The sequence below is a fragment of the Plantactinospora endophytica genome, assembly GCF_016862915.1.
Classification (GTDB): Bacteria; Actinomycetota; Actinomycetes; order Mycobacteriales; family Micromonosporaceae; genus Plantactinospora; species Plantactinospora endophytica.
Genome location: NZ_BONW01000002.1, coordinates 441844 through 462027 on the forward strand (window position 1 = coordinate 441844; position 20184 = coordinate 462027).

Sequence of the window (20184 nt, forward strand, 5' to 3'; positions counted from 1 at the left end):
GCGCTCGACGAGCGACCGGCGTCCCGGTTGCCCGCCGTGGGCACGTCGACCGATGGAGGGTGCCCGCCGTGCGGAACGTCGACCGATGGGAGGAAGGCAGCATGTCCGGAGCCGGCCGGGGTGGACCCGACACCGGAACCGTCGTCGCGGCCCGCGCGGGTGACCCGCGGGCCCTCGACGCGCTGGTGGCCAACTCGCTGCCGCTGGTCTACAACATCGTCGGCCGGGCGCTGCACGGGCACGCCGACACCGACGACGTGGTCCAGGAGACCCTGCTCCGGATGGTCCGGCACCTGGCCGGGCTGCGGGAGCCGGCGGCCTTCCGGTCCTGGCTGGTGGCGATCGCGGTACGCCAGGTCCGGGACTGGCAGCAGCACACGGCCACGCTCCGGGCCCCGGATGCCGGCCCGGACGAGGTAGCCGATCCGGCGGCGGACTTCGCCGAGCTGACCGTCGTCCGGTTGGGGTTGACCGACCAGCGCCGGGAGGTTGCCGAGGCGACCCGCTGGCTCGACCCGGACGACCGGGAGCTGCTCGCCCTCTGGTGGCTGGAGGAGACCGGCGAACTGGACCGCGCCGACCTCGCGGGGGCGCTCGGCCTGCCCGGTGGACATGCCGCCGTCCGGGTACACCGGATGAAGGAGCAGCTCGACGTCGCCCGTACCGTCGTCCGGGCGCTCCGGGCCCGACCCGGCTGCCCCGACCTGCACGCCGTCGCCCAGGGCTGGACGGGTCAGCCCAGCCCGCTGTGGCGCAAGCGGCTCGCCCGGCACGTCCGGGACTGTGCCCGGTGCGCGCCGCAGTACGGCGACCTGCTGCCGGTCGACCGGCTGCTCGCCGGACTTCCGCTGCTGCCCGTACCGCCCGGACTCGGCGAGTACGTCGGTGCGGCCGGCGGCACCCTCGCCGGTTCCGCCACACCGGCCGCCGCGCCGTTCGCCCCACCCGTCACCTCGCCGTTCACCTCGCCTGGTGCCGTCGCTGCGTCGGGCCCGAGCGGTGCAGTCGGGCCGACGGACCCGAGCGGTGCTGTCGGCACCGGCCCGACGGCTCCGGCCCGTGCCGGGGCGACGCCTGTCCGGGCCGGTGCGCCGGGGCGGGGAGCGGGGCGGCGACCGGCGGTCGGGGTACGCCGAGTCGTCGGGCCGGTCTCGGTCGCGGCGGCGGTCGCCGGGCTCGTGGTGGCGGTCCTGGTGGCGGTGCAGGTGACCAAACCGTCCACTCCGGACGTCGCCGCTGCCGACTTCGCCGGGGCGCCGACCGCCGGGGCCGGCAGCACGGCCGCCACTCCCACGCCGACCGTCACCGGGATCACCCCCACCCCACGCCGGGCCACCCCGACACCGAAGCCCCGGACGTCGACCCGGCCGGCCGCAGCGGCGGGACCGGCCCGGACCTCCGACAAGAAGGGCGTGGCGGTCTGGAACTTCTCCGGGGTCAGCCAGGCGCTGGCGAACTCCAAGGCGAGCTGGTACTACACCTGGGCCACCCACCACGACGGGATCAGCACGCCGCGCGGTGCCGAGTTCGTGCCGATGATCTGGGGTCGGGACAACGTCGACAGCGCCAGCCTGGCCAAGGCGAAGGCGGCCGGACCCTACCTGCTCGGGTTCAACGAGCCGGATCTGGCCGGGCAGGCGGAGATGAGCGTGGACGAGGCGCTCACGCTCTGGCCGAAATTGCAGTCCACCGGCGCCACCCTGGGCAGCCCGGCGGTCGCCTTCGGCGGGGCCACGCCCGGCGGCTGGCTCGACCGGTTCATGTCCGGCGCGAAGTCGCGCGGCTACCGGGTCGACTTCATCGCCCTGCACTGGTACGGCGGAGACTTCGTCACCGCCAACGCGGTGAACCAGCTCAAGCAGTACCTCCAGGCGGTGTACCAGCGTTACAAGCTGCCGATCTGGCTCACCGAGTTCGCCCTGATCGACTTCTCCAACGGCACCCGGTTCCCGAGCGAACAGCAGCAGGCCGCCTTCCTCACCGCCGCCACCAAGATGCTCGGCGGGCTCTCCTTCCTGCACCGGTACGCCTGGTTCGGGCTGCCCGCCACCGACAAGGACCGGACCGGGCTGTTCCGCAGCGGCAGCCAGCCGACAGCGGTGGGCCGGGCGTTCCAGGCGGCGGGCTGATCGACAGCGTCCTCCGGTAGCCGCCGACGCGCCCTCCGGCCTTCCAGCGTTCTGCCGGATCGCCTTGAGGGTTTGGCCAGGAAGACGGCCTATTCTGTGCGGATGCGTGTGGCAACCCTCAACCCTGGCCGTCCCGTATCCAGGCGGGCGGTGCGGTGAGCGGGGCGGGACGACGGCTGCGCCCGGTCGACCTCGCCCGGTTGGTCGGCATCTCTACCCAGCAGATCCGCAACTACCTGGACGCCGGCGTCCTGCCCCCGGCGCCCCGGTCCGCGTCAGGCTATAGGCAGTTCGACGACCGGCATCGCCGGGCGCTGCTGACGTACCGGGCGCTGGCGAAGGGCTACGGCTGGGACGTCGCCCGGTCGATCATGCACGCGGTGCACGCCGGGGACCTGCCGTCGGCGCTCGCACTGGTCGACGCCAGCCACGCCGGGCTGCACGAGGAACGCCGCTCGCTGGCCGAGACCGCTGCCGCGCTGGAGGCGGTCGCCGGGCAGGAGACCGACCCGGTGGGCGTACCCCGGCTGACGCTGCGGATCGGCGAGCTGGCGGCGCGGCTCGGTGTGCGTACCTCGGCGCTGCGGGTCTGGGAGGCGGCCGGGTTGCTGGTGCCGGAGCGGGAACCGGGCACCGGGTACCGCCGGTTCGGTCCGGCCGAGATCCGCGACGCCCAGATGATCAACATGCTCCGGCGCGGGCGCTATCTCCTGCCACAGATCCAGCCGATCCTCGACGGTCTCCGCCGGACCGGCAGTACCGCCGCACTCCGGGCTGCCGTGGCCCGGCGCCAACTGGAGTTGACCGCGCGGGCCACCGCGATGCTCGAAGGGTCGGCCCGACTGCACGACTACCTGGACACCGTGCCGGGTGAGAGCAAGAGCGGGGGCGTCGACGGCGGGGACTTCATCGGAAGCGAAGACGTGGGCGCGGGCGGGGTGCGGGGTTTCGGGGACGGCGAGCGGTGACCCGGCGGCCGGTACCGGAGGGTTAGGCTGCCGGGCGTGGAGTCCGTGCCGTTCCTCCTCGCCGGCCGGCCGGCCCGGGGTGCCGATCCGCTTCCGGTCCGGCACCCCTACGACGCTCGTGAGGTCGGCCGGACCAGCCACGCCGACCCGGAGCAGGTCGAGGCGGCGGTCGCCGCCGCAGCAGCGGTGGCGGACCGGGCCGCCGCCCTGCCGGCACACGTCCGGGCCGCTGCCCTGGACCACGTCTCGCGCCGGCTCGCCGAGCGGGCCGACGAGGTAGCCCGGCTGGTCACCGCCGAGAGCGGCAAACCGATCAGGTGGGCCCGGGGCGAGGTGGCCCGTGCGGTCGCCACCTTCCGGTGGGGTGCCGAGGAGGCCCGGCGCTGGTCCGGCGAGGTGCAGCGGCTGGACACCGAACCGACGGGCGACGGCCGGATCGCGCTGGTCCGCCGGCTGCCCCGGGGACCGGTGCTCGGCATCACGCCGTTCAACTTTCCGCTGAACCTGGTCGCACACAAGGTCGCCCCGGCGCTCGCGGTCGGGGCACCGATCGTGGTCAAGCCGGCGCCGGCGACCCCGCTGACCGCACTGCTGCTCGGCGAGCTGCTGGCCGAGGTGACCGAGCCGGACGGTCCGGGGACCGGACTGCCGGCCGGGATGGTCTCGGTGCTGCCGCTGCCGAACGACCGGGCGGCCGAACTGGTCCGCGACCCCCGGCTGCCGGTGGTCTCGTTCACCGGGTCCGGGCCGGTCGGTGCCGCGATCCGGCGGGCGGTGCCGGAGAAGCACGTCACGCTGGAACTCGGCGGCAACGCCGCCGCCGTCGTCTGCGCGGACTGGGCCAGCGCCGACGACTTCGACCACGCCGCGCACCGGATCGCCACCTTCGGCAACTACCAGGCCGGGCAGAGCTGCATCGCGGTGCAGCGGGTCTTCGTGCACGAGTGGCTGCTCGACGGGTTCCTGCCCCGGCTGGTCGCCGCGGTCGCCGCGCTGCGTACCGGGGATCCGGCCGACGAGGCGACCGACGTCGGGCCGCTGATCGACGACGCCGCCGCCCGGCGCGTCGAGGAGTGGGTCGACGAGGCCGTGGCCGCCGGGGCCACCTTGGCGCTGGGCGGTCGGCGCGAGGGCACCAGCTACGCGCCGACCGTACTGACCGGGGTGCCGGCGGGCTGCCGGGTCAACACCGAGGAGGTCTTCGGGCCGGTCCTGGTGGTGGCGCCGGTGCCGGACGATTCGGCCGCGTTCGCCGCCGTCAACGATTCGGCGTACGGGTTGCAGGCTGGGATCTTCACGCACGACCTGCGGACGGCGTTCACGGCGTACCGGACGTTGCGGGTCGGTGGCGTGGTCGTCGGAGACGTGCCGTCGTACCGGGCCGACCAGATGCCGTACGGCGGGGTGAAGGGCAGCGGCGTCGGCCGGGAAGGGGTACGCAGCGCGATGGAGGACTACACCGAGTCCCGGGTGATGGTGCTGAGCGGGATCGAGTGGTGAGCCGACCGCCGAAGTTGTCGACCGTTCCCGCCATGGTGGAGATCCCAAGCACGGTTGCCGAGGCGGAGGCGGTACAGGACCGGCTGCGTCCACTGGCCGACCTGGTGGGGCCGGGGCCGACCGCGCCCCGCACGGTGGCCGGGCTCGACGTGGCGTACGCCGAGGACGGCGACCGGCTCGCCGCCGCGGTGACCGTGCTCGACGCGGACACGCTGGTGGTACTCGACACGGCGGTGGCGACCGGCCGGGCCGCCTTCGACTACGTACCCGGGCTGTTCGCCTTCCGGGAACTGCCCGCCCTGCTCACCGCGCTCGCCCGGCTGACCGTCGAGCCGGAGTTGCTGGTCTGTGACGGGCACGGCCTCGCCCACCCGCGCCGGTTCGGGCTGGCCTGCCACCTGGGCGTGCTCACCGACCGGCCGGCGATCGGGGTCGGCAAGACGCCGCTGGTCGGGACGTGGACCGGGCCGGAGCAGCGGCGTGGCTCCTGGGCGCCGCTGCTCGACGGTGCGGAGCAGGTCGGCCGGGTGCTGCGTACCCAGGACGGCGTCAAGCCGGTCTTCGTCTCGGTCGGGCACCGGATGGACCTGGACAACGCTTGCGCCCAGGTACTCCGGCTGGCGCCGCGCTACCGGTTGCCGGAGACCACCCGGCAGGCCGACCGGCTCTGCCGCGACGAACTCCGCAGATTCGCCGGAGTCTAGGATCGCCCGAACCTGCCGGGGCGGAGAACCGGGCGTGCCGGCGCGGAGAACCAAAGCTGGCGGCGTGTCGGAAACGAGCGTGCCGGGGTGCAGACACGAACCTGCCGGCGTGCGGAAATGACGCGCCGGGGCGCAGAACCGCGCGAACGGAGCGCGGCGGGCCGGCGGAAGTCGTTCGGTCGCGTCCGGTGGCAGAAGCGTCACTTCCGGCCATCGTCGGAGGATTCGACGCGGGGCCGGCCGGGCATGACAGAGGAGGGTTACCGGTACACCGGTAGCCTGTGCCCGGATCTTGCAACGCGGGAGCGAGGTAATCATGTCGGTACGGCGTGGCGCGACCTGGCTGGGAACTGTCTGCCTGTTGGTGGGCGCGACGCTGGCACTGGCCGCCGCTCCGGCCGTGGCCGAGGGCGAGTCGGTACGGGTCCGGGCGCCAAGTTCGATCAACGCGGGCGGCTCGCCGGGCTCGGTGACGGTGAACGTCTCGATGCGCGGCGGCGACTGCGTGAACGTCCGCACGGTGCTCGGCGTACACCTGCCGGGGCTGACCGCCGACCGGGTCGAGGTGCGGGTCGCGGCCGACGGCGCCTGGCGCCCGGTGCCGCTCTCGAACGGCGCGAACGGGCTGGTCGTGACGGAACGTACCGCGCCGGAGCGGGCCGAACTCTGCGCCCGGAAGAGCGTCTCCAGCCGGTACCGGGTGAGTCTGCTGGCCGGTGCCCCCGGCGGCCGGGTGACCGTGCTCGCCGAGGCGTACGCGGCGGGCGGCCGGCTGCTCGGCCGTGACAGCGACTCGGCCAAGGTGGGCGGCCGGACCGGGGACACCCCGGATGCGCCGGAGCGTACCCCCGAGCTGGTGATCCCGTCGGAGACGCCGCAGGCGACCGAGGAGCCGGTGGCGGAGGCCACCCAGGACGTGGCCGCCGCGCTGCCGACGGTGCCCGCTGCCGACGAGTCCGGCAGCTCGCTCGGGCTGGGCGGCATGGTGATGGTGGTCGGGGTGGTGATGGTCGGGATCGGGATCGCCCTGATGGTGCTGCTGATCCGGCGGAGCCGGGGCGACCGGCGCCGGCCCTCCGCCGAGGCGGACCCGACCGCCCGGATCGTGCTGCTCGGCGCGGAGCCGACGGCCCGGATCGTGCCGGCCAACCCGACGGCCCGGATCGTGCCTGCCAACGCCGACCGGACCGCCCGGGTCGCGTCGGCCGACGCGGACCCGACGACCCGGATCGCCCCGACGGGTCCGGTGTTCCGCAGCGGCGGCCCGGTGCCCGGCGCCGGCCAGGCGAACCCGGCCGGACCGGTGGCCGGTGGGTCCTCGCCGAACGCGGCGCCGGCCTTCGGGGACCAGACGCTGATCCTGCCGACCGCCGGAGCCGTACTGCCGCGATCGGCCAGGACGACGCCGTCCCGGCAGCCCGGGACGGTCGTACCCCGGCAGGCCGGACCGGTGCCGGCAGGACTGGCGGGGAGCGCCGCACCCGGCGCCGCGCCAGCCCAGCCGAGCGGTACGCCGACCCAGCCGAGCGGTACGCCGGCACGGCCGGCCGCACCGGTGCCTCCGGAGCCGCCCTCGGCCGGTTCGCCCGACGCGACCCTGATCCTGCCGCCGGCCCGTCGGCCCGAGCAGTAGTCGGGTCACCGACGGTAGCCGGCGTGCCCGTTCCGGTCGGGCGCGTCGGCCGAGGTGGGCGCGGTGACCCGGCCGGATGGTGGCTGTTCGCCGCCGGCAGATCGCCTTGGGGCGGGGCGCGGGGTCCGGCTCCGATACGCTCAGGCCGTTGACCGAGTGTCCGGCTGAGGGGCGAGATCTTGTCTGATTTGTCCGCTATCGTCAAGGCGTACGACGTCCGTGGCACCGTTCCCGAGCAGTGGGACGAGCGGGCCGCCGAGGCGTTGGGCGCGGCATTCGCGCAGCTTCTCCTCAGCTCGGGAGAGCCGGCCGGGACCGTCGCCGTCGCCCACGACATGCGGGAGTCGTCGCCGGGCCTGGCCGCCGCCTTCGCCGACGGGGTCCGGGCCGAGGGGCTCGGTGTGCTGCACCTCGGGCTGGGCAGCACCGACCTGCTCTACTACGCCTCCGGCAGCCTCGGCCTGCCCGGCGCGATGTTCACCGCCAGTCACAATCCGGCGGCCTACAACGGGATCAAGATGTGCCGGGCCGGCGCGAGGCCGATCGGCCAGGACACCGGGCTGGTCGAGCTGCGGGACCGCGCCCAGGCGCTGCTGGACAAGGGCGAGATGCTGGACGAGGGTGAGTCGGAGCCGGCGGGGGAGCCGCTGCCGCCGCTGGAGCACCGGGACCTGCTGCCCGCGTACGCCGCCCACCTGCGCACCCTGGTCGACCTGACCGGGATCCGCCCGCTCAAGGTGGTGATCGACGCGGGCAACGGCATGGGCGGGCACACCGTGCCAGCCGTGCTCGGCGACGCCGTCCTGCCGGCACTGCCGCTGGAGATCGTGCCGCTCTACTTCGAACTCGACGGCTCGTTCCCCAACCACGAGGCGAACCCGCTCGACCCGGCGAACCTGGTCGACCTCCAGGCGGCGGTACGCGAGCACGGCGCCGACCTCGGGCTGGCCTTCGACGGGGACGCCGACCGCTGCTTCGTCGTCGACGAGCGGGGCGAGCCGGTCTCCCCGTCGGCGATCACCGCCCTGGTGGCCGTACGCGAGCTGGCCAAGCACCCGGGCGCGACGATCATCCACAACCTGATCACGTCGAGCGCGGTACCCGAGATCGTCCGCGAGCACGGCGGCGAGCCGGTCCGGAGCCGGGTCGGGCACTCGTTCATCAAGGCCGACATGGCCCGGACCAACGCGGCCTTCGGCGGCGAGCACTCGGCGCACTACTACTTCCGGGACTTCTGGTTCGCCGACACCGGGATGCTCGCCGCGATGCACCTGCTGGCGGCGCTCGGCGAGCAGGACGCCCCGCTGTCGGAACTGGGCCGGGCCTACGAGCGGTACTCCGCCTCGGGTGAGATCAACTCGACGGTGCCGGACCAGCGGGGCAAGCTCGCCGAGGTCCGGGCGGCCTACCCGGACGCCGAGACCGACGAGCTGGACGGGCTGACCCTGCGCTTTCCCGACGGCGCCTGGGTCAACCTGCGCCCGTCCAACACCGAGCCGCTGCTCCGGCTGAACGTCGAGGCGCCCACCCCGGAACGCATGGTGGCGCTCCGCGACGAGGTGCTCGGACTGGTTCGCCGATAAGATCCATCGCGCTGGTCGGGCACCGCCGTATCCCGACCTGGTCGCACGAGGAGTGGAAGGAGCCGCACGGTGGCCCTCGACCCGCAGTTGCTGGAGATCCTGGCCTGTCCGGACACCCATCACGCACCACTGAACTACGACCCGGAGGCGCAGACCCTGACCTGCACCGAGTGCGCGCGGATCTTCGAGGTGCGTGACGACGTACCGGTGCTGCTGCTTGACGAGGCGCGCGGCGGCCCGTCGGCCGGCTCGGACGCCACCCCCGGCGGCACCACGGACCAGCGATGATGGACGGTACGGCCGGACTGCGCGGTCGCCCGGTCGCCGACGAGGCGCTGCTCGACGACGTCGCCGCGATGAGCGAGAACGACCCGGGCGGGATGCTCCGGCACACCGCAGCGGCCGGCGCACAGGTCCGGGAGACCGCCGCGCTGGCCGCCGAGGCCAACCTCGGGGTACTGGCCGACGAGGGCCGGCCCCGGGCGGTCGTGATCGCCGGAATCGGCACCGCCGCCCGTACCGGTGAGGTGCTGGCCACGGTCGCCGGCCCGCGCTGCCCCGTACCCGTGATCCAGCACCGCAGTGCCGGGGTGCCCGGCTGGGTCGGTGCGGCCGACGTGGTGATCGCGGTCAGCGCCTCCGGGCGCAGTCCCGAGGCGCTCGGCGCGGCCGAGGCCGCCGCCCGGCGCGGTGCCCGGCTGGTCGCGGTCGGCGCGCCGGACTCGCAGCTCCAGTCGGTGGCCGAGGGGGCCAGGGCGCCGTTCGTCCCGGTACCCCGCCGGGCGCCGGCCCGGGCCAGCCTCTGGGCGCTGACCGTGCCGGTACTGCTGGCCGCCCGCGCGCTCGGCCTGGTCAAGGTGAACGAGGCGGACCTGGCCGAGACGGCGGCCCGGCTGGACGCGGACGCCGACCGGTGCCGCCCGTCCGCCGAGTCCTTCGTCAACCCGGCCAAGTCGCTGGCGCTCGGGCTGGCCGGTTCGGTGCCGATCGTCTGGGGCTCGTCGCCGCTGGCCACGGTCGCGGCGCGGCGGTTCGGCGACACCCTCTCGGCGAACGCCCGCTACCCGGTGGTGGCCGGCGCGCTCGGCGAGGCGGGTCGGGGCCGGGTCGGCCTGCTCGACGGCGTCTTCGGCGGCCTCGGCGAATCCAGCCGGGACATCTTCGCCGACCCGGACGACGAGGTGGGCGGCACCCGGCTGCGGCTGGTGCTGCTCCGCGACGGCGGGCTGAACGCCGACGACGACACCGACGAGCCGCTGGTGGTCGAGGAGCGCCGGGCCGACGCCGTGCAGACCCTCGCCGAGCGGCGCGGCGTCCGCTGCGACGTGGTGACCGCCGAGGGCGGCTCCACGCTCGAACGGCTCGCCTCGCTGACCTCGGTACCCGACTTCGCCTCGATCTACCTGGCGTTGGCGCACGGCCTCGACCCGATGGCCGTACCCGCCATCACCGAGATGAAGGAGCTGTCGAACCCGTGACCGAGCAGACCACAAGGCCCGTGGCCGGCGCCGCCGGGTCGGCCGGGAGCCGGCCGTGAGCGCGAGCGGCGGTACGAAGGCGATCGTCGCCGCCCTGCTGGCCAACCTCGGCATCGCGGTCACGAAGTTCGTCGCGTTCGGGCTGAGCGGCTCGTCGTCGATGCTGGCCGAGTCGATCCACTCGGTGGCCGACTCCGGCAACCAGGCGCTGCTGCTGCTCGGCGGGCGCCGGGCCACCCGCAAGGCCACCCCGGAACACCCCTTCGGGTACGGTCGCGAGCGCTACATCTACGCGTTCATCGTCTCGATCGTGCTGTTCAGCGTCGGTGGCCTGTTCGCCCTCTACGAGGCGTACCACAAGTGGCACGAGCAGCGGGACCACCCGGGCGGCATCGAGTCCTGGCAGTGGTTGCCGGTGGTGGTGCTGGTGATCGCGATCATCCTGGAGTCGTTCTCGTTCCGGACCGCGATCGTCGAGTCGAACGCGATCCGGGGCAAGGCGTCCTGGAAGGAGTTCGTCCGCCGGGCCAAGGCGCCGGAGCTGCCGGTGGTGCTGCTGGAGGACCTCGGCGCCCTGCTCGGCCTGGTCTTCGCCCTGGTCGGCGTCTCGATGACGCTGGTCACCGACAACGGCTACTGGGACGCGGCCGGTACGGCGGCGATCGGCTTCCTGCTGGTCACCATCGCGGTCATCCTGGCCCTGGAGACCAAGAGCCTGCTGCTCGGCGAGGGCGCCACCCCGGAGCAGGTACGCCAGATCGAGCAGGCGATCACCAACGGTTCCGAGGTCGAGCGGATCATCCACATGAAGACCCTGCACCTGGGGCCGGAGGAGCTGCTGGTCGCGGCGAAGGTCGCGGTACGGCCGTACGCCACGGCGGCCGAGCTGGCCGAGGGGATCAATTCGGTCGAGGCGCGGATCCGCAACTCCGTACCGATCGCCCGGGTGATCTACCTGGAGCCGGACATCTACCGCAACGCGGAGCAGCCCGCGGACGGCGTCCCGGAACTCAAGGAGGCGTGAGCAGGTGGAGCCGCTGCACGGCCGGATCCGCGACTACGCGTGGGGGTCGCGGACCGTCCTCGCCGAGTTGCAGGGTCGCCCGGTGCCGAGCGAGGGCCCGGAGGCGGAGCTGTGGCTGGGCGCCCACCCCGGTGACCCGAGCACGCTGCACCGGGGCGGGGCGCCGCTGAGCCTGGTCGACGCGTTCGCCGAGGACCCGGTGCGCTGGCTCGGCGCCGACGTGGTCGACCGGTTCGGCCAGCGGCTGCCGTTCCTGCTCAAGGTGCTGGCCCCGGAGGCGCCGCTGTCGTTGCAGGCGCATCCGGACGCCGAGCAGGCCCGGGCCGGGTACGCCGCCGAGACGACCGACCCGGAGCTGACGCACCGCAACTACGTCGACCCGTACCACAAGCCGGAGATGCTGGTGGCGGTCTCGCCGTTCCATGCGCTCTGCGGGTTCCGCGATCCGAAGAACTCGGCGGACCTGCTCGACGCGTTCGGCGTACCGGCGCTGGATCCGGTGGTCGCGGCGCTGCGGGCCGGCACGGACGGGTTGCCGGACGCGGTGCGTACCCTGCTCACCTGGCCGTCGTCGGAGCGGGCCGAGTTGGTCGCGGCGGTGGCGGCGGCGGAGGTCGGCGCGCAGTTCGCGGCCCCGGCGGAACTCGCCCGCGACCTGGCCCGGCGCTATCCGGCGGATCCCGGGGTACTGGTCGCGCTGCTGCTCAACCACGTCAGCCTGGCGCCCGGCGAGGCGATCTGGATGCCGGCCGGCAACCTGCACGCCTACCTGTACGGCGCCGGGGTGGAGATCCTGGCGGCCAGCGACAACGTGCTCCGGGGCGGGCTGACCCCGAAGCACGTGGACGTGCGGGAACTGCTCCGGGTGCTCCGCTTCGAGGTGCTCGGCGATCCGGTGGTCGCACCGGTGCCGGTGGCGCCCGGCGTGGTCACCTGGCCGGTGCCGGTCGACGACTTCGCCCTGCACGGCGTACGCCTCGACGACCGGGTCGGGTCGGCCCGGCTCGACCTGCGGGGGCCCAGGATCGCGCTCTGCCTGGCCGGCGAGGTCACCGTGGCGGACGGTGCGGGTTCGGCGCTGCTCGGTCCCGGTGCGGCGGCGATCGGCCGGGCCGACGGCGGTCCGTTGACCGTCAGCGGCGACGGCGAGCTGTACGTCGCCTCGGTCGGCCTGGCCTGATCCGTCCGGCCGTTCCGCCCACGGCTCCTCGAATCCGAATCCCCGCGAAACGGGAATTTGCGGATCAGCTTGACACCACTCTTGCTCAGTGTGACGCTGTGTGTACGCAGCGTTATCGCGACGCAGGTCCGAGACACGCGCGGGGAACCAAACCGGGGGGATGCGCGGGGCGGCCGGAGACTGGGTGGAACGTCCGCCCGGGACCGACCGCCCCGCGCGCTGTCCGCCCCGGGCCCGGCACGTCCCGCCCGGTTCGGGTGGCCACCGCCTCGACCCGTACTGTCCGGATTGCGACCCGACCGGGGTCCGTCGCGGTACGGCCGGGGCGTAACGTGGAGGGTCGCGCCGCAGACCGTACGACAGGAGCCTTCATGACCAGCACTCTCCCGGCCCCCACAGGTGGTCCGTCCGCCGCGCCCCGGCCCGGCACTGTCGCCGAGGGCGACTACAAGGTGGCGGACCTTTCCCTCGCCGAGTTCGGGCGTAAGGAGATCCGTCTCGCCGAGCACGAGATGCCCGGCCTGATGTCGATCCGTCGCGAGTACGCGGCCGAGCAGCCGCTGCGCGGCGCCCGGGTCACCGGATCGCTGCACATGACGATCCAGACCGCGGTGCTCATCGAGACCCTGGTGGCGCTCGGCGCCCAGGTCCGTTGGGCCTCGTGCAACATCTTCTCCACCCAGGACCACGCCGCCGCCGCCATCGTGGTCGGCCCGGACGGCACCGTCGACGCCCCCTCCGGCGTACCGGTCTACGCCTGGAAGGGCGAGACGCTCGAAGAGTACTGGTGGTGCACCGAGCAGGTGCTGCTCTGGCCGGACGGCCAGGGGCCGAACATGATCCTCGACGACGGCGGCGACGCCACCCTGCTGGTGCACCGGGGTGCCCAGTTCGAGGGCGCCGGCGAGGTGCCCCCGGTGGAGAGCGCCGACTCCGAGGAGTACGCGGTCATCCTCAACCTGCTGCACCGCTCGCTGCGCGAGGACGACCGGCGCTGGACCCGGGTCGCCGCCGGCATCAAGGGCGTCACCGAGGAGACCACCACCGGCGTGCACCGGCTCTACGAGATGCAGCAGAACGGCACGCTGCTTTTCCCGGCCATCAACGTCAACGACTCGGTGACGAAGAGCAAGTTCGACAACAAGTACGGCTGCCGCCACTCGCTGATCGACGGCATCAACCGGGCCACCGACGTGCTGATCGGCGGCAAGACCGCGGTCGTGCTCGGCTACGGCGACGTCGGCAAGGGCTGCGCGGAGTCGCTGCGCGGCCAGGGTGCCCGGGTCATCGTCACCGAGGTCGACCCGATCTGCGCGCTCCAGGCCGCGATGGACGGCTACCAGGTGGCCACCCTGGACGACGTGGTGGAGACCGCCGACATCTTCATCACCGCGACCGGCTGCTTCGACGTCATCCGCAACGACCACATGGCCCGGATGAAGCACCAGGCGATCGTCGGCAACATCGGCCACTTCGACAACGAGATCGACATGGCCGGCCTGGCCAAGCGCTCCGACGTACAGCGGATCAACATCAAGCCGCAGGTGGACGTCTGGCAGTTCGACGACGGCCACTCGATCATCGTGCTCTCCGAGGGTCGGCTGCTCAACCTGGGCAACGCCACCGGGCACCCGAGCTTCGTCATGTCGAACTCGTTCGCCAACCAGACGATCGCGCAGATCGAACTCTTCGTGAAGACCGAGGAGTACCCGATCGGCGTCTACACGCTGCCGAAGCACCTGGACGAGAAGGTGGCCCGGCTGCACCTGGACGCGCTCGGCGCCAAGCTGACCGAGCTGACCAAGGAGCAGGCCGGCTACCTCGGCATCCCGGTCGAGGGCCCGTACAAGCCGGAGCACTACCGCTACTGAGCAACATCGCTACAGAGCTACTGAACAGCTACTGAGCTACTGAACAGCAACACCGCTACCGAGCATCGATAGACGAGCCCGGACCGGCGATCCTGCCGGTCCGGGCTCGCGTCGTCGGTGCGGGGCGGAACTGTTCAGTCGCGGCTTCGGAGCCGGACCCAGGTCCAGATGCAGTAGCCGAGCCAGCAGATCGCGACCGCCGTGGCGAGGGGGCGCAGCCGCAGCGCGTTCAGCGCGATCACCACCGCCAGGACCAGCAGCCAGGGCAGGAACGCCTTCATCGGGTCGATCCGTTCGACGTGCCGGAACCGGCCACCGCCGGCTGCGCCGCGACCAGCGCCGGGGCCGCCGGCCGGACCGCCGCCGGCCCGGGCGCCTCCGCCGGCGCCGCGCCGAGTTCCGGCCAGAGCGCAGAGGTCACCGACCGGGTACGCGCCAGCCGGCGTCGGGCCCGGGCGTGCCGCTCGGCGAGTACGGCCGCCAGGTAGGCCCACTCGGGCAGGCCGGGCGGCGGCGGTGGTGACGTCACCGCCGCCACCTCCGCCCAGAGTGACCGGGTCAACTGCCGTCGGGCGTCCCGGGTCAGCGTCCCGGTCCGACTGAGCAGTTGGCGTACGGCCAGCGCCAGGCCGTCGTCGAGCCGGGTCAGGTCCAGGGTGGCCGCCCAGCCGGCCAGTGGCGGGACCATAGTCGGCAGGTAGCCGGTGCCGGCGGGACTCCGGTCGTGGATGACCAGCGTGCCGGCGGCCAGGTCACCGAGGCGTCGACCCCGGGGATCGGTGAGCATCACGGTCACGCCCACCGCCCAGGTCAGCAGGGGCAGCACCAGACCCGGCCACTCCACCGCGACGCCGACCAGGCTGCGGGTCAACGCCTGCCGGAAGCCGACCCGGCCACCGTCGGCGCGTACCACCCGGAGGCCGACGGCGAGCTTGCCGACCGTACGGCCGGAGTTGAGGGTCTCGAACAGCACCGGGTAGCCGACCAGGACCAGTACCACGCCGACGGTCTGCAACCCGCGCAGCACCGCCCCGTCCAGGGCGCCCGGGCCGACGAGCGAGGTGAGCAGGATCCCCGCGCAGGTCACCAGGATCACCGCCAGTGCGAACTGGGTCAGGATGTCGACGAGCAGGGCCAGCACCCGGGAACCGAGCCGGGCGGCCCGGATGTCCAGCTCGACCGCTTCTCCGCTGACCAGCCCGGCGTCCGCGCCGTACCCGACCATGGCCGGCCGGCGGCCCGGAGCCGACCTCGGTGGTTGCGCTGTCACGTGGACAGTGAACACTATGGTCGCGAACCCTGGGGAGTGGAGTTGGATCTCGACGCGTACACCGCGGAGCACGACCGGGAGTGGCGGCGACTGGCCGTGCTGACCCGGAAGTACCGGCTCGGCGCCGACGAGGCCGACGAGTTGATCGCCCTCTACCAGCGGGTGGCCACCCACCTGTCGGTGGTACGCAGCCGCTCACCCGATCCCGTGCTGGTCGCCCGGCTCTCCCAGTTGGTGCTGGCCGCGCGATCCCGGCTGGCGGGTCGGTCCGGCTTCTCCTGGGCGGCCGTCGGCCGGTTCTTCTCGACCGGCTTTCCGCTGGCCGTCTACCGGGCCTGGCCGTGGTGGACCGCCGTCGGAGCCGGGTTCGTGCTGGTCGCGGGCTTCCTGATGTACTGGACCGCCGAGCATCCGGAGACCGCCGCCGCGTTGATCGGGGAGGACGCCGCCGCCGAGGCGTTCGAGGCCCGGTTCGTCGGCTACTACAGCGAGTACGCCGCGCCGAGCTTCGCCTTCCAGTTGTGGACCCACAACGCCTGGATCGCCGCCCGGTGCCTCGCCTCCGGCATCCTGGTCGTGCCGGTGGTCTACCTGCTCTGGCAGAACGCCCTGAACATCGGGGTGACCGGCGGGGTGCTCGCCGCCTACGACCGTACCGACGTCTTCTTCAGCATGATCACGCCGCACGGCCTGCTGGAACTGACCGGGATCTTCGTGGCCGCCGGGGTCGGCCTGCGGATCGGCTGGGCCTGGATCGCGCCGCCGCGTGACCTGACCCGGGGCCAGGCGGTGGCCCGGGCCGGCCGGTCCGGCGTCCTTGTCGCGGTCGGTCTGGTCGGGCTCTTCGCGGTCGCCGGCCTCATCGAGGCGTTCGTCACCCCGGCGGCGGTGTCCACCGCGATCCGGGTCGGCGTCGGGGTACTGGCCTGGCTCGGCTTCCTCGGCTACGTGCTCTACTTCGGCCGCCGCGCGGCGACCACCCACCCGCCGCAGGGAAGCTGACCGGGCCGGTCCAGAGCCGACCGGAATCGGTGCAGCGTCGACCGGAGTCGGTGGAGAGTTGACCGGGGTCGGTGGAGAGCTGACCGGGGTCGGTGGAGAGCTGACCGGGGTCGGGTCAGAGTTGGCCGAGGGCCTTCAGCCGCAGGTAGGTGTCGGTGACCATCGGGGCCAGCCGGTCCGTCGGGGCGTCGACCACGGTCACCCCGTGTCGGGCCAGCGCCGTCCGGACCCGGTCCCGGTCGCCCAGCGCCCGCCAGGCCGCCGCGGCGGCGTAGGCGTCCTGGACGCGTCCCGGTGGCCGGGAGGTGAGGTCGGTCAGCACCGGGTCGTGCACGGCCGCCACGATCACCCGGTGCCGGGCCGCCAGCCGGGGCAGGATCGGCAGCAGCCCCTCGCCGAGCGCGCCCGGCTCCAGGGCGGTGAAGAGCACCACCAGGGAGCGCCGACGCTCCCGCCGCAGGATCTCCCCGGCGATCAGCTCGAAGTCGGTCTCCACCAGCGCCGGCTGGAGCGGTGCCAGCGCGTCGACCAGCCGGGGCAGCAGCGTGGACTGGCTGCTCCCGGTCATCGCCACCCGCACCGCGTTGTCCACGGCCAACAGGTCGACCCGGTCACCGGCCCGGGCCGCCAGCGCCGCCAGCAGCAGGGCGGCGTCGATGGCGCCGTCCAGCCGGGGCTCGTCGCCGACCCGCACCGCCGAGGTACGGCCGGTGTCGAGTACGCAGACCACCCGCCGGTCGCGCTCCGGCCGCCAGGTCCGGACGAGTACGTCCGCCCGGCGCGCACTGGCCCGCCAGTCGACCGAGCGCACGTCGTCGCCGACGACGTACTCGCGGAGGGTGTCGAACTCGGTGCCCTGGCCACGTCCCCGGGTCACCTCGGTACCGTCGATCACCCTTAGCCGGGCCAACTTCTCCGGCAGGTGTCGGCGGGACTCGAAGCGGGGCAGCACCCGCAGGGTCCACGGTGGGGTCGGCGGCTGCTCGGCCCGCTGCCGGAACGCCAACCCCAGCGGCCCGTACGAGCGCAGCGTCAGTCGCAGTGCCGGCCGGTCGCCGCGCCGGGTCGGGGTCAGCCGGCTGGGCAGCTCCACCCGGGCACCGGGGTCCACCCACAGCGTCGGGGCGCCGGGAAAGTCGGGTACCGCCCCGGCGGACGGCACCCAGGCGTCCCGGACCAGTGCCCGCAGCGGCCGGGACGAAGTGTTGTGCAGGTGTACCGCGACGGTGGCGGTGTCGCCGAGCCGGACCACCCGGTCACCGTCCCGGGTCGCCCGTACCGCGCCCGGCGGGACGGCCAGCCGCCAGTCGAGTACGGTCAGCGCCAGCACCACCCCAGACATGACCAGTACGCCGAGCCACGGCGCGGGCCAGAGTGGCAGGGTCAGCGCGCCCGCACCGAGCAGGGCCGCCGCCCGTCCCGTCATCGTGGCGTCGGCACGGTGCCGAGCACCGCGTCCAGCACCGACCGGGTGGTGACGCCCTCCAGTTCGGCCTCCGGGCGCAGCCGCAGCCGGTGCCGCAGCGTCGGCCGGGCGATCGCCTTCACGTCGTCCGGGGTGACGTGGTCCCGGCCGGCCAGCCAGGCCCACGCCTTCGCGGTGACCAGCAGCGCGATCGCGCCCCGGGGCGAGGCGCCCAGTTCCAGCGCGGGCGCCGCCCGGGTGGCCCGGCACAGGTCCACGATGTAGCCGAGGACGCTCTCGGCGACGGCGGTCCGGCTGACCGCAGCCCGGGCCAGCGCCAGGTCGGCGGGGGTGGCCACCGGGCGTACCCCGGCAGCGGTCAGCTCGCGCGGGTCGAAGCCGGCGTGGTGCGCCCGGAGTACGCCCAGCTCCTCGTCCCGGTTCGGCAGCGGCATCGTCAGGTGCAGCAGGAACCGGTCGAGCTGCGCCTCGGGCAGCGGATAGGTGCCCTCGTACTCCACCGGGTTCTGGGTGGCGGCCACGATGAACGGGTCGGGCAGCGGGCGGCGGCTGCCCTCCACCGACACCTGCCGCTCCTCCATCACCTCCAGCAGCGCGGCCTGGGTCTTCGGCGGCGTCCGGTTGATCTCGTCGGCCAGCAGCAGGTTGGTGAAGACCGGACCCTCGCGGAAGGTGAAGGCGGCGGTGCGCGGATCGAAGATCAGCGAACCGGTGACGTCGCCGGGCATCAGGTCCGGGGTGAACTGGAGCCGCTTCGAGTCCAGGTCGAGTGCTGCCGCGATGGTCCGCACCAGCAGGGTCTTGGCCACCCCCGGTACGCCTTCGAGCAGTACGTGCCCCCGGCAGAGCAGGGCGATCACCATCCCGGTGACGACGGCGTCCTGCCCGACGACCGCCTTGGCGACCTCGGCGCGCAGCCGGTGCAGGGCGGCGCGGGCCTCGTCGGCCGCCACCGGATCGCCCTGCGCCGGACCGGCGGCCTGGGGCGGACCGGCCTGCGCCGGCACCGGGTACGGCGTGGCGGCGTAGCGCGGGTCTGTGGTTCCGGCGGATCGGGTCACCGGGCTTCTCCTTCGATGGGGCGGTCGTGCCGGGGCGGGTCGGCGGGGGAACTGCCGGCCGGGCCGGCCAGTACGTCGAGGGCCTGCGCCAGGTCGAGCAACTCCTGGTCGGTCTCCGGAGCCGGCCCGTACAGCAGGTCGTGCACCTGCGCCGGAGCCCGACCGGTACGGGTGGCGACGGCACCGGCCACCTCGTCCGGCTCGGCGTCTGGCGGCAGGCCACGCGACTGCGTCAGCCGGTGCAGCGCGGCGGCCCGCAACGTCTCCGCCGCCGGCCCGTACGCCCGGGCGCGCTGGTAGAGCCGGCCCCGGCCGAGCACCGTCTCGGCGGACGGGACGGTCACCGGCAGCGGCTCGGCGACCGGTGGCCCGAGCCGGCGAGCCCGCCAGAGCACCACCAGCAGCAGAGCCAGGGCGAGCTGCGCCAGCAGGGCCCAGAACCAGGGCGGGAAGGCGTCCCAGAGCGGGTTGCGCTGCTCCTGCGGTTCCGCCTGCGGGTCGCCCTGCCCAGGCGCCGGCTGCCTCCCGTCGTACCCCGGGGTGCCGTCGCCCTCCTCGGACTCGCCGTCGCCGTCCGAGCCGGAGTCGTCGGGGGCAGACGTCCACGGGTCCAGTTCGCCGTCGCGATGGTACGGCGGCGGTGGCTCCGGACCGGCCAGGTCGAGCCAGACGACCCGGTCGTGGATGCCGAGCAGTCCACCGGCCAGCGCGGCGTTGCCCCGCTCTGCTATCCGGTCGTTCCGGAACGGGTCGCTGGCGCCGATCACCACCACCTCGCTGCCGCGCCGCTCCGTCCGGACCAGCCCGCCCGAGTAGCAGTAGTCGGTGCCGTCACCCAACCCGGACGGGTTGGCGTACCGCTGTAGCAGCGCGGCGGCCCGCCCGGCCGCCGCCACCTCGGGCAGCGGGCAGGGCCGGCCGTCCGTGTCGGCCTCGACCGCGTTGGCGGCCCACCGCCGGCCGGTTGCCGCCAGCGGCAGTTCGGCGCCCTCCAGCACCCGCTGGGGCGGGTCGACCAGCACCACCCGGGCGCGGGCGGCCGGCTCGGCGAGGAACGGCAGGTACAGCGGATGCACCAGCCCCGGCGAGGGTACGAACAGGGTGAACCCCTCGCTGGACGCCTCGATCAGGGCCTGGCGGGTACTGGTCATCCGCTCGACGGTGACGCCCTCGGCGCGCAGCCGGTCGGCGAGCCGGCTGCCGCCCTCGTCGTCGGCGTTGACCGGAGAGAGGAAGCCGGGGGAGCCGGGATCGGGCTGGTCGATCGCCTGGGTGATCCCGGTGACGGCGAGCAGCAGGGTGACGATGCCGAGCGGAATGGCGATCCGGTGCCAGCGACGCCGTCGACGGCCCAC

General features: G+C 73.9%; 17 protein-coding genes. 12 read left to right on the top strand and 5 right to left on the bottom strand.

The annotated features are described in order from the left end of the window. Positions 1-101 precede the first annotated feature (101 nt). From Pen02_RS04890 to ahcY, 11 genes are all read left to right on the top strand, one after another. Entirely contained in the window at positions 102-2129 is a 2028-nt protein-coding gene (locus Pen02_RS04890) for a sigma-70 family RNA polymerase sigma factor (RefSeq protein WP_203864663.1), read from the top strand. 155 nt (positions 2130-2284) lie between these two features. Then, a complete protein-coding gene (locus tag Pen02_RS04895; RefSeq protein ID WP_203864664.1) occupies positions 2285-3097 on the top strand; it encodes a MerR family transcriptional regulator in 813 nt (270 codons plus the stop codon). 36 nt (positions 3098-3133) lie between these two features. Next, positions 3134-4597: an aldehyde dehydrogenase family protein gene (locus Pen02_RS04900; RefSeq protein ID WP_203864665.1), complete on the top strand. Its 1464-nt coding sequence runs from the start codon at positions 3134-3136 to the stop codon at positions 4595-4597. A 32-nt stretch (positions 4598-4629) separates the two neighbouring features. Next, the gene (gene nfi / locus Pen02_RS04905) at positions 4630-5301 is read left to right on the top strand and encodes a deoxyribonuclease V (RefSeq protein ID WP_203864666.1); all 672 of its coding nucleotides are present in this window, start codon (positions 4630-4632) and stop codon (positions 5299-5301) included. Between the two features lie 316 nt (positions 5302-5617). Next, positions 5618-6934, top strand: coding sequence for a hypothetical protein (locus Pen02_RS04910; protein ID WP_203864667.1), 1317 nt, complete (start codon positions 5618-5620; stop codon positions 6932-6934). Between the two features lie 179 nt (positions 6935-7113). Next, complete coding sequence (locus Pen02_RS04915) at positions 7114-8517, top strand: phosphomannomutase/phosphoglucomutase (RefSeq protein ID WP_203864668.1); 1404 nt, start codon at positions 7114-7116, stop codon at positions 8515-8517. Between the two features lie 69 nt (positions 8518-8586). After that, on the top strand, positions 8587-8805 hold the full coding sequence (locus Pen02_RS04920) for a Trm112 family protein (RefSeq protein WP_203864669.1): 219 nt from the start codon (positions 8587-8589) through the stop codon (positions 8803-8805). Further along, positions 8802-9995: an SIS domain-containing protein gene (locus Pen02_RS04925; protein WP_203864670.1), complete on the top strand. Its 1194-nt coding sequence runs from the start codon at positions 8802-8804 to the stop codon at positions 9993-9995. Before Pen02_RS04920 ends, Pen02_RS04925 begins: the two co-directional genes overlap by 4 nt. 55 nt (positions 9996-10050) lie before the next feature. Then, positions 10051-11019 carry a cation diffusion facilitator family transporter gene (locus Pen02_RS04930; protein WP_203864671.1) on the top strand — a complete coding sequence of 323 codons (969 nt, stop codon included), beginning with the start codon at positions 10051-10053 and terminating at the stop codon, positions 11017-11019. 4 nt (positions 11020-11023) lie between these two features. Beyond that, entirely contained in the window at positions 11024-12199 is a 1176-nt protein-coding gene (gene manA / locus Pen02_RS04935; RefSeq protein WP_203864672.1) for a mannose-6-phosphate isomerase, class I, read from the top strand. Between the two features lie 371 nt (positions 12200-12570). Further along, complete coding sequence (gene ahcY, locus Pen02_RS04940) at positions 12571-14070, top strand: adenosylhomocysteinase (protein ID WP_203864673.1); 1500 nt, start codon at positions 12571-12573, stop codon at positions 14068-14070. A gap of 134 nt (positions 14071-14204) precedes the next feature. On the opposite strand, the gene Pen02_RS04945 is transcribed toward ahcY, so the two are convergent. After that, positions 14205-14351 carry a hypothetical protein gene (locus tag Pen02_RS04945; RefSeq protein WP_203864674.1) on the bottom strand — a complete coding sequence of 49 codons (147 nt, stop codon included), beginning with the start codon at positions 14349-14351 and terminating at the stop codon, positions 14205-14207. Next, positions 14348-15340, bottom strand: coding sequence for an RDD family protein (locus Pen02_RS04950; protein ID WP_239140067.1), 993 nt, complete (start codon positions 15338-15340; stop codon positions 14348-14350). The genes Pen02_RS04945 and Pen02_RS04950 overlap by 4 nt, the downstream gene beginning before the upstream one ends. Before the next feature lie 42 nt (positions 15341-15382). On the opposite strand from Pen02_RS04950, the gene Pen02_RS04955 reads away from it, so the two are divergent. Next, the gene (locus Pen02_RS04955; protein ID WP_203864675.1) at positions 15383-16342 is read left to right on the top strand and encodes a stage II sporulation protein M; all 960 of its coding nucleotides are present in this window, start codon (positions 15383-15385) and stop codon (positions 16340-16342) included. 115 nt (positions 16343-16457) lie between these two features. Here Pen02_RS04955 and Pen02_RS04960 read toward each other — a convergent pair whose 3' ends face one another. From Pen02_RS04960 to Pen02_RS04970, 3 genes are all read right to left on the bottom strand, one after another. After that, on the bottom strand, positions 16458-17768 hold the full coding sequence (locus tag Pen02_RS04960) for a DUF58 domain-containing protein (protein ID WP_203864676.1): 1311 nt from the start codon (positions 17766-17768) through the stop codon (positions 16458-16460). Continuing rightward, positions 17765-18721 (bottom strand): AAA family ATPase, encoded by a 957-nt coding sequence (locus Pen02_RS04965; RefSeq protein ID WP_239140086.1) that lies wholly within the window; start codon positions 18719-18721, stop codon positions 17765-17767. The genes Pen02_RS04960 and Pen02_RS04965 overlap by 4 nt, the downstream gene beginning before the upstream one ends. Before the next feature lie 104 nt (positions 18722-18825). After that, positions 18826-20184 (bottom strand): DUF4350 domain-containing protein, encoded by a 1359-nt coding sequence (locus Pen02_RS04970; protein ID WP_203864677.1) that lies wholly within the window; start codon positions 20182-20184, stop codon positions 18826-18828.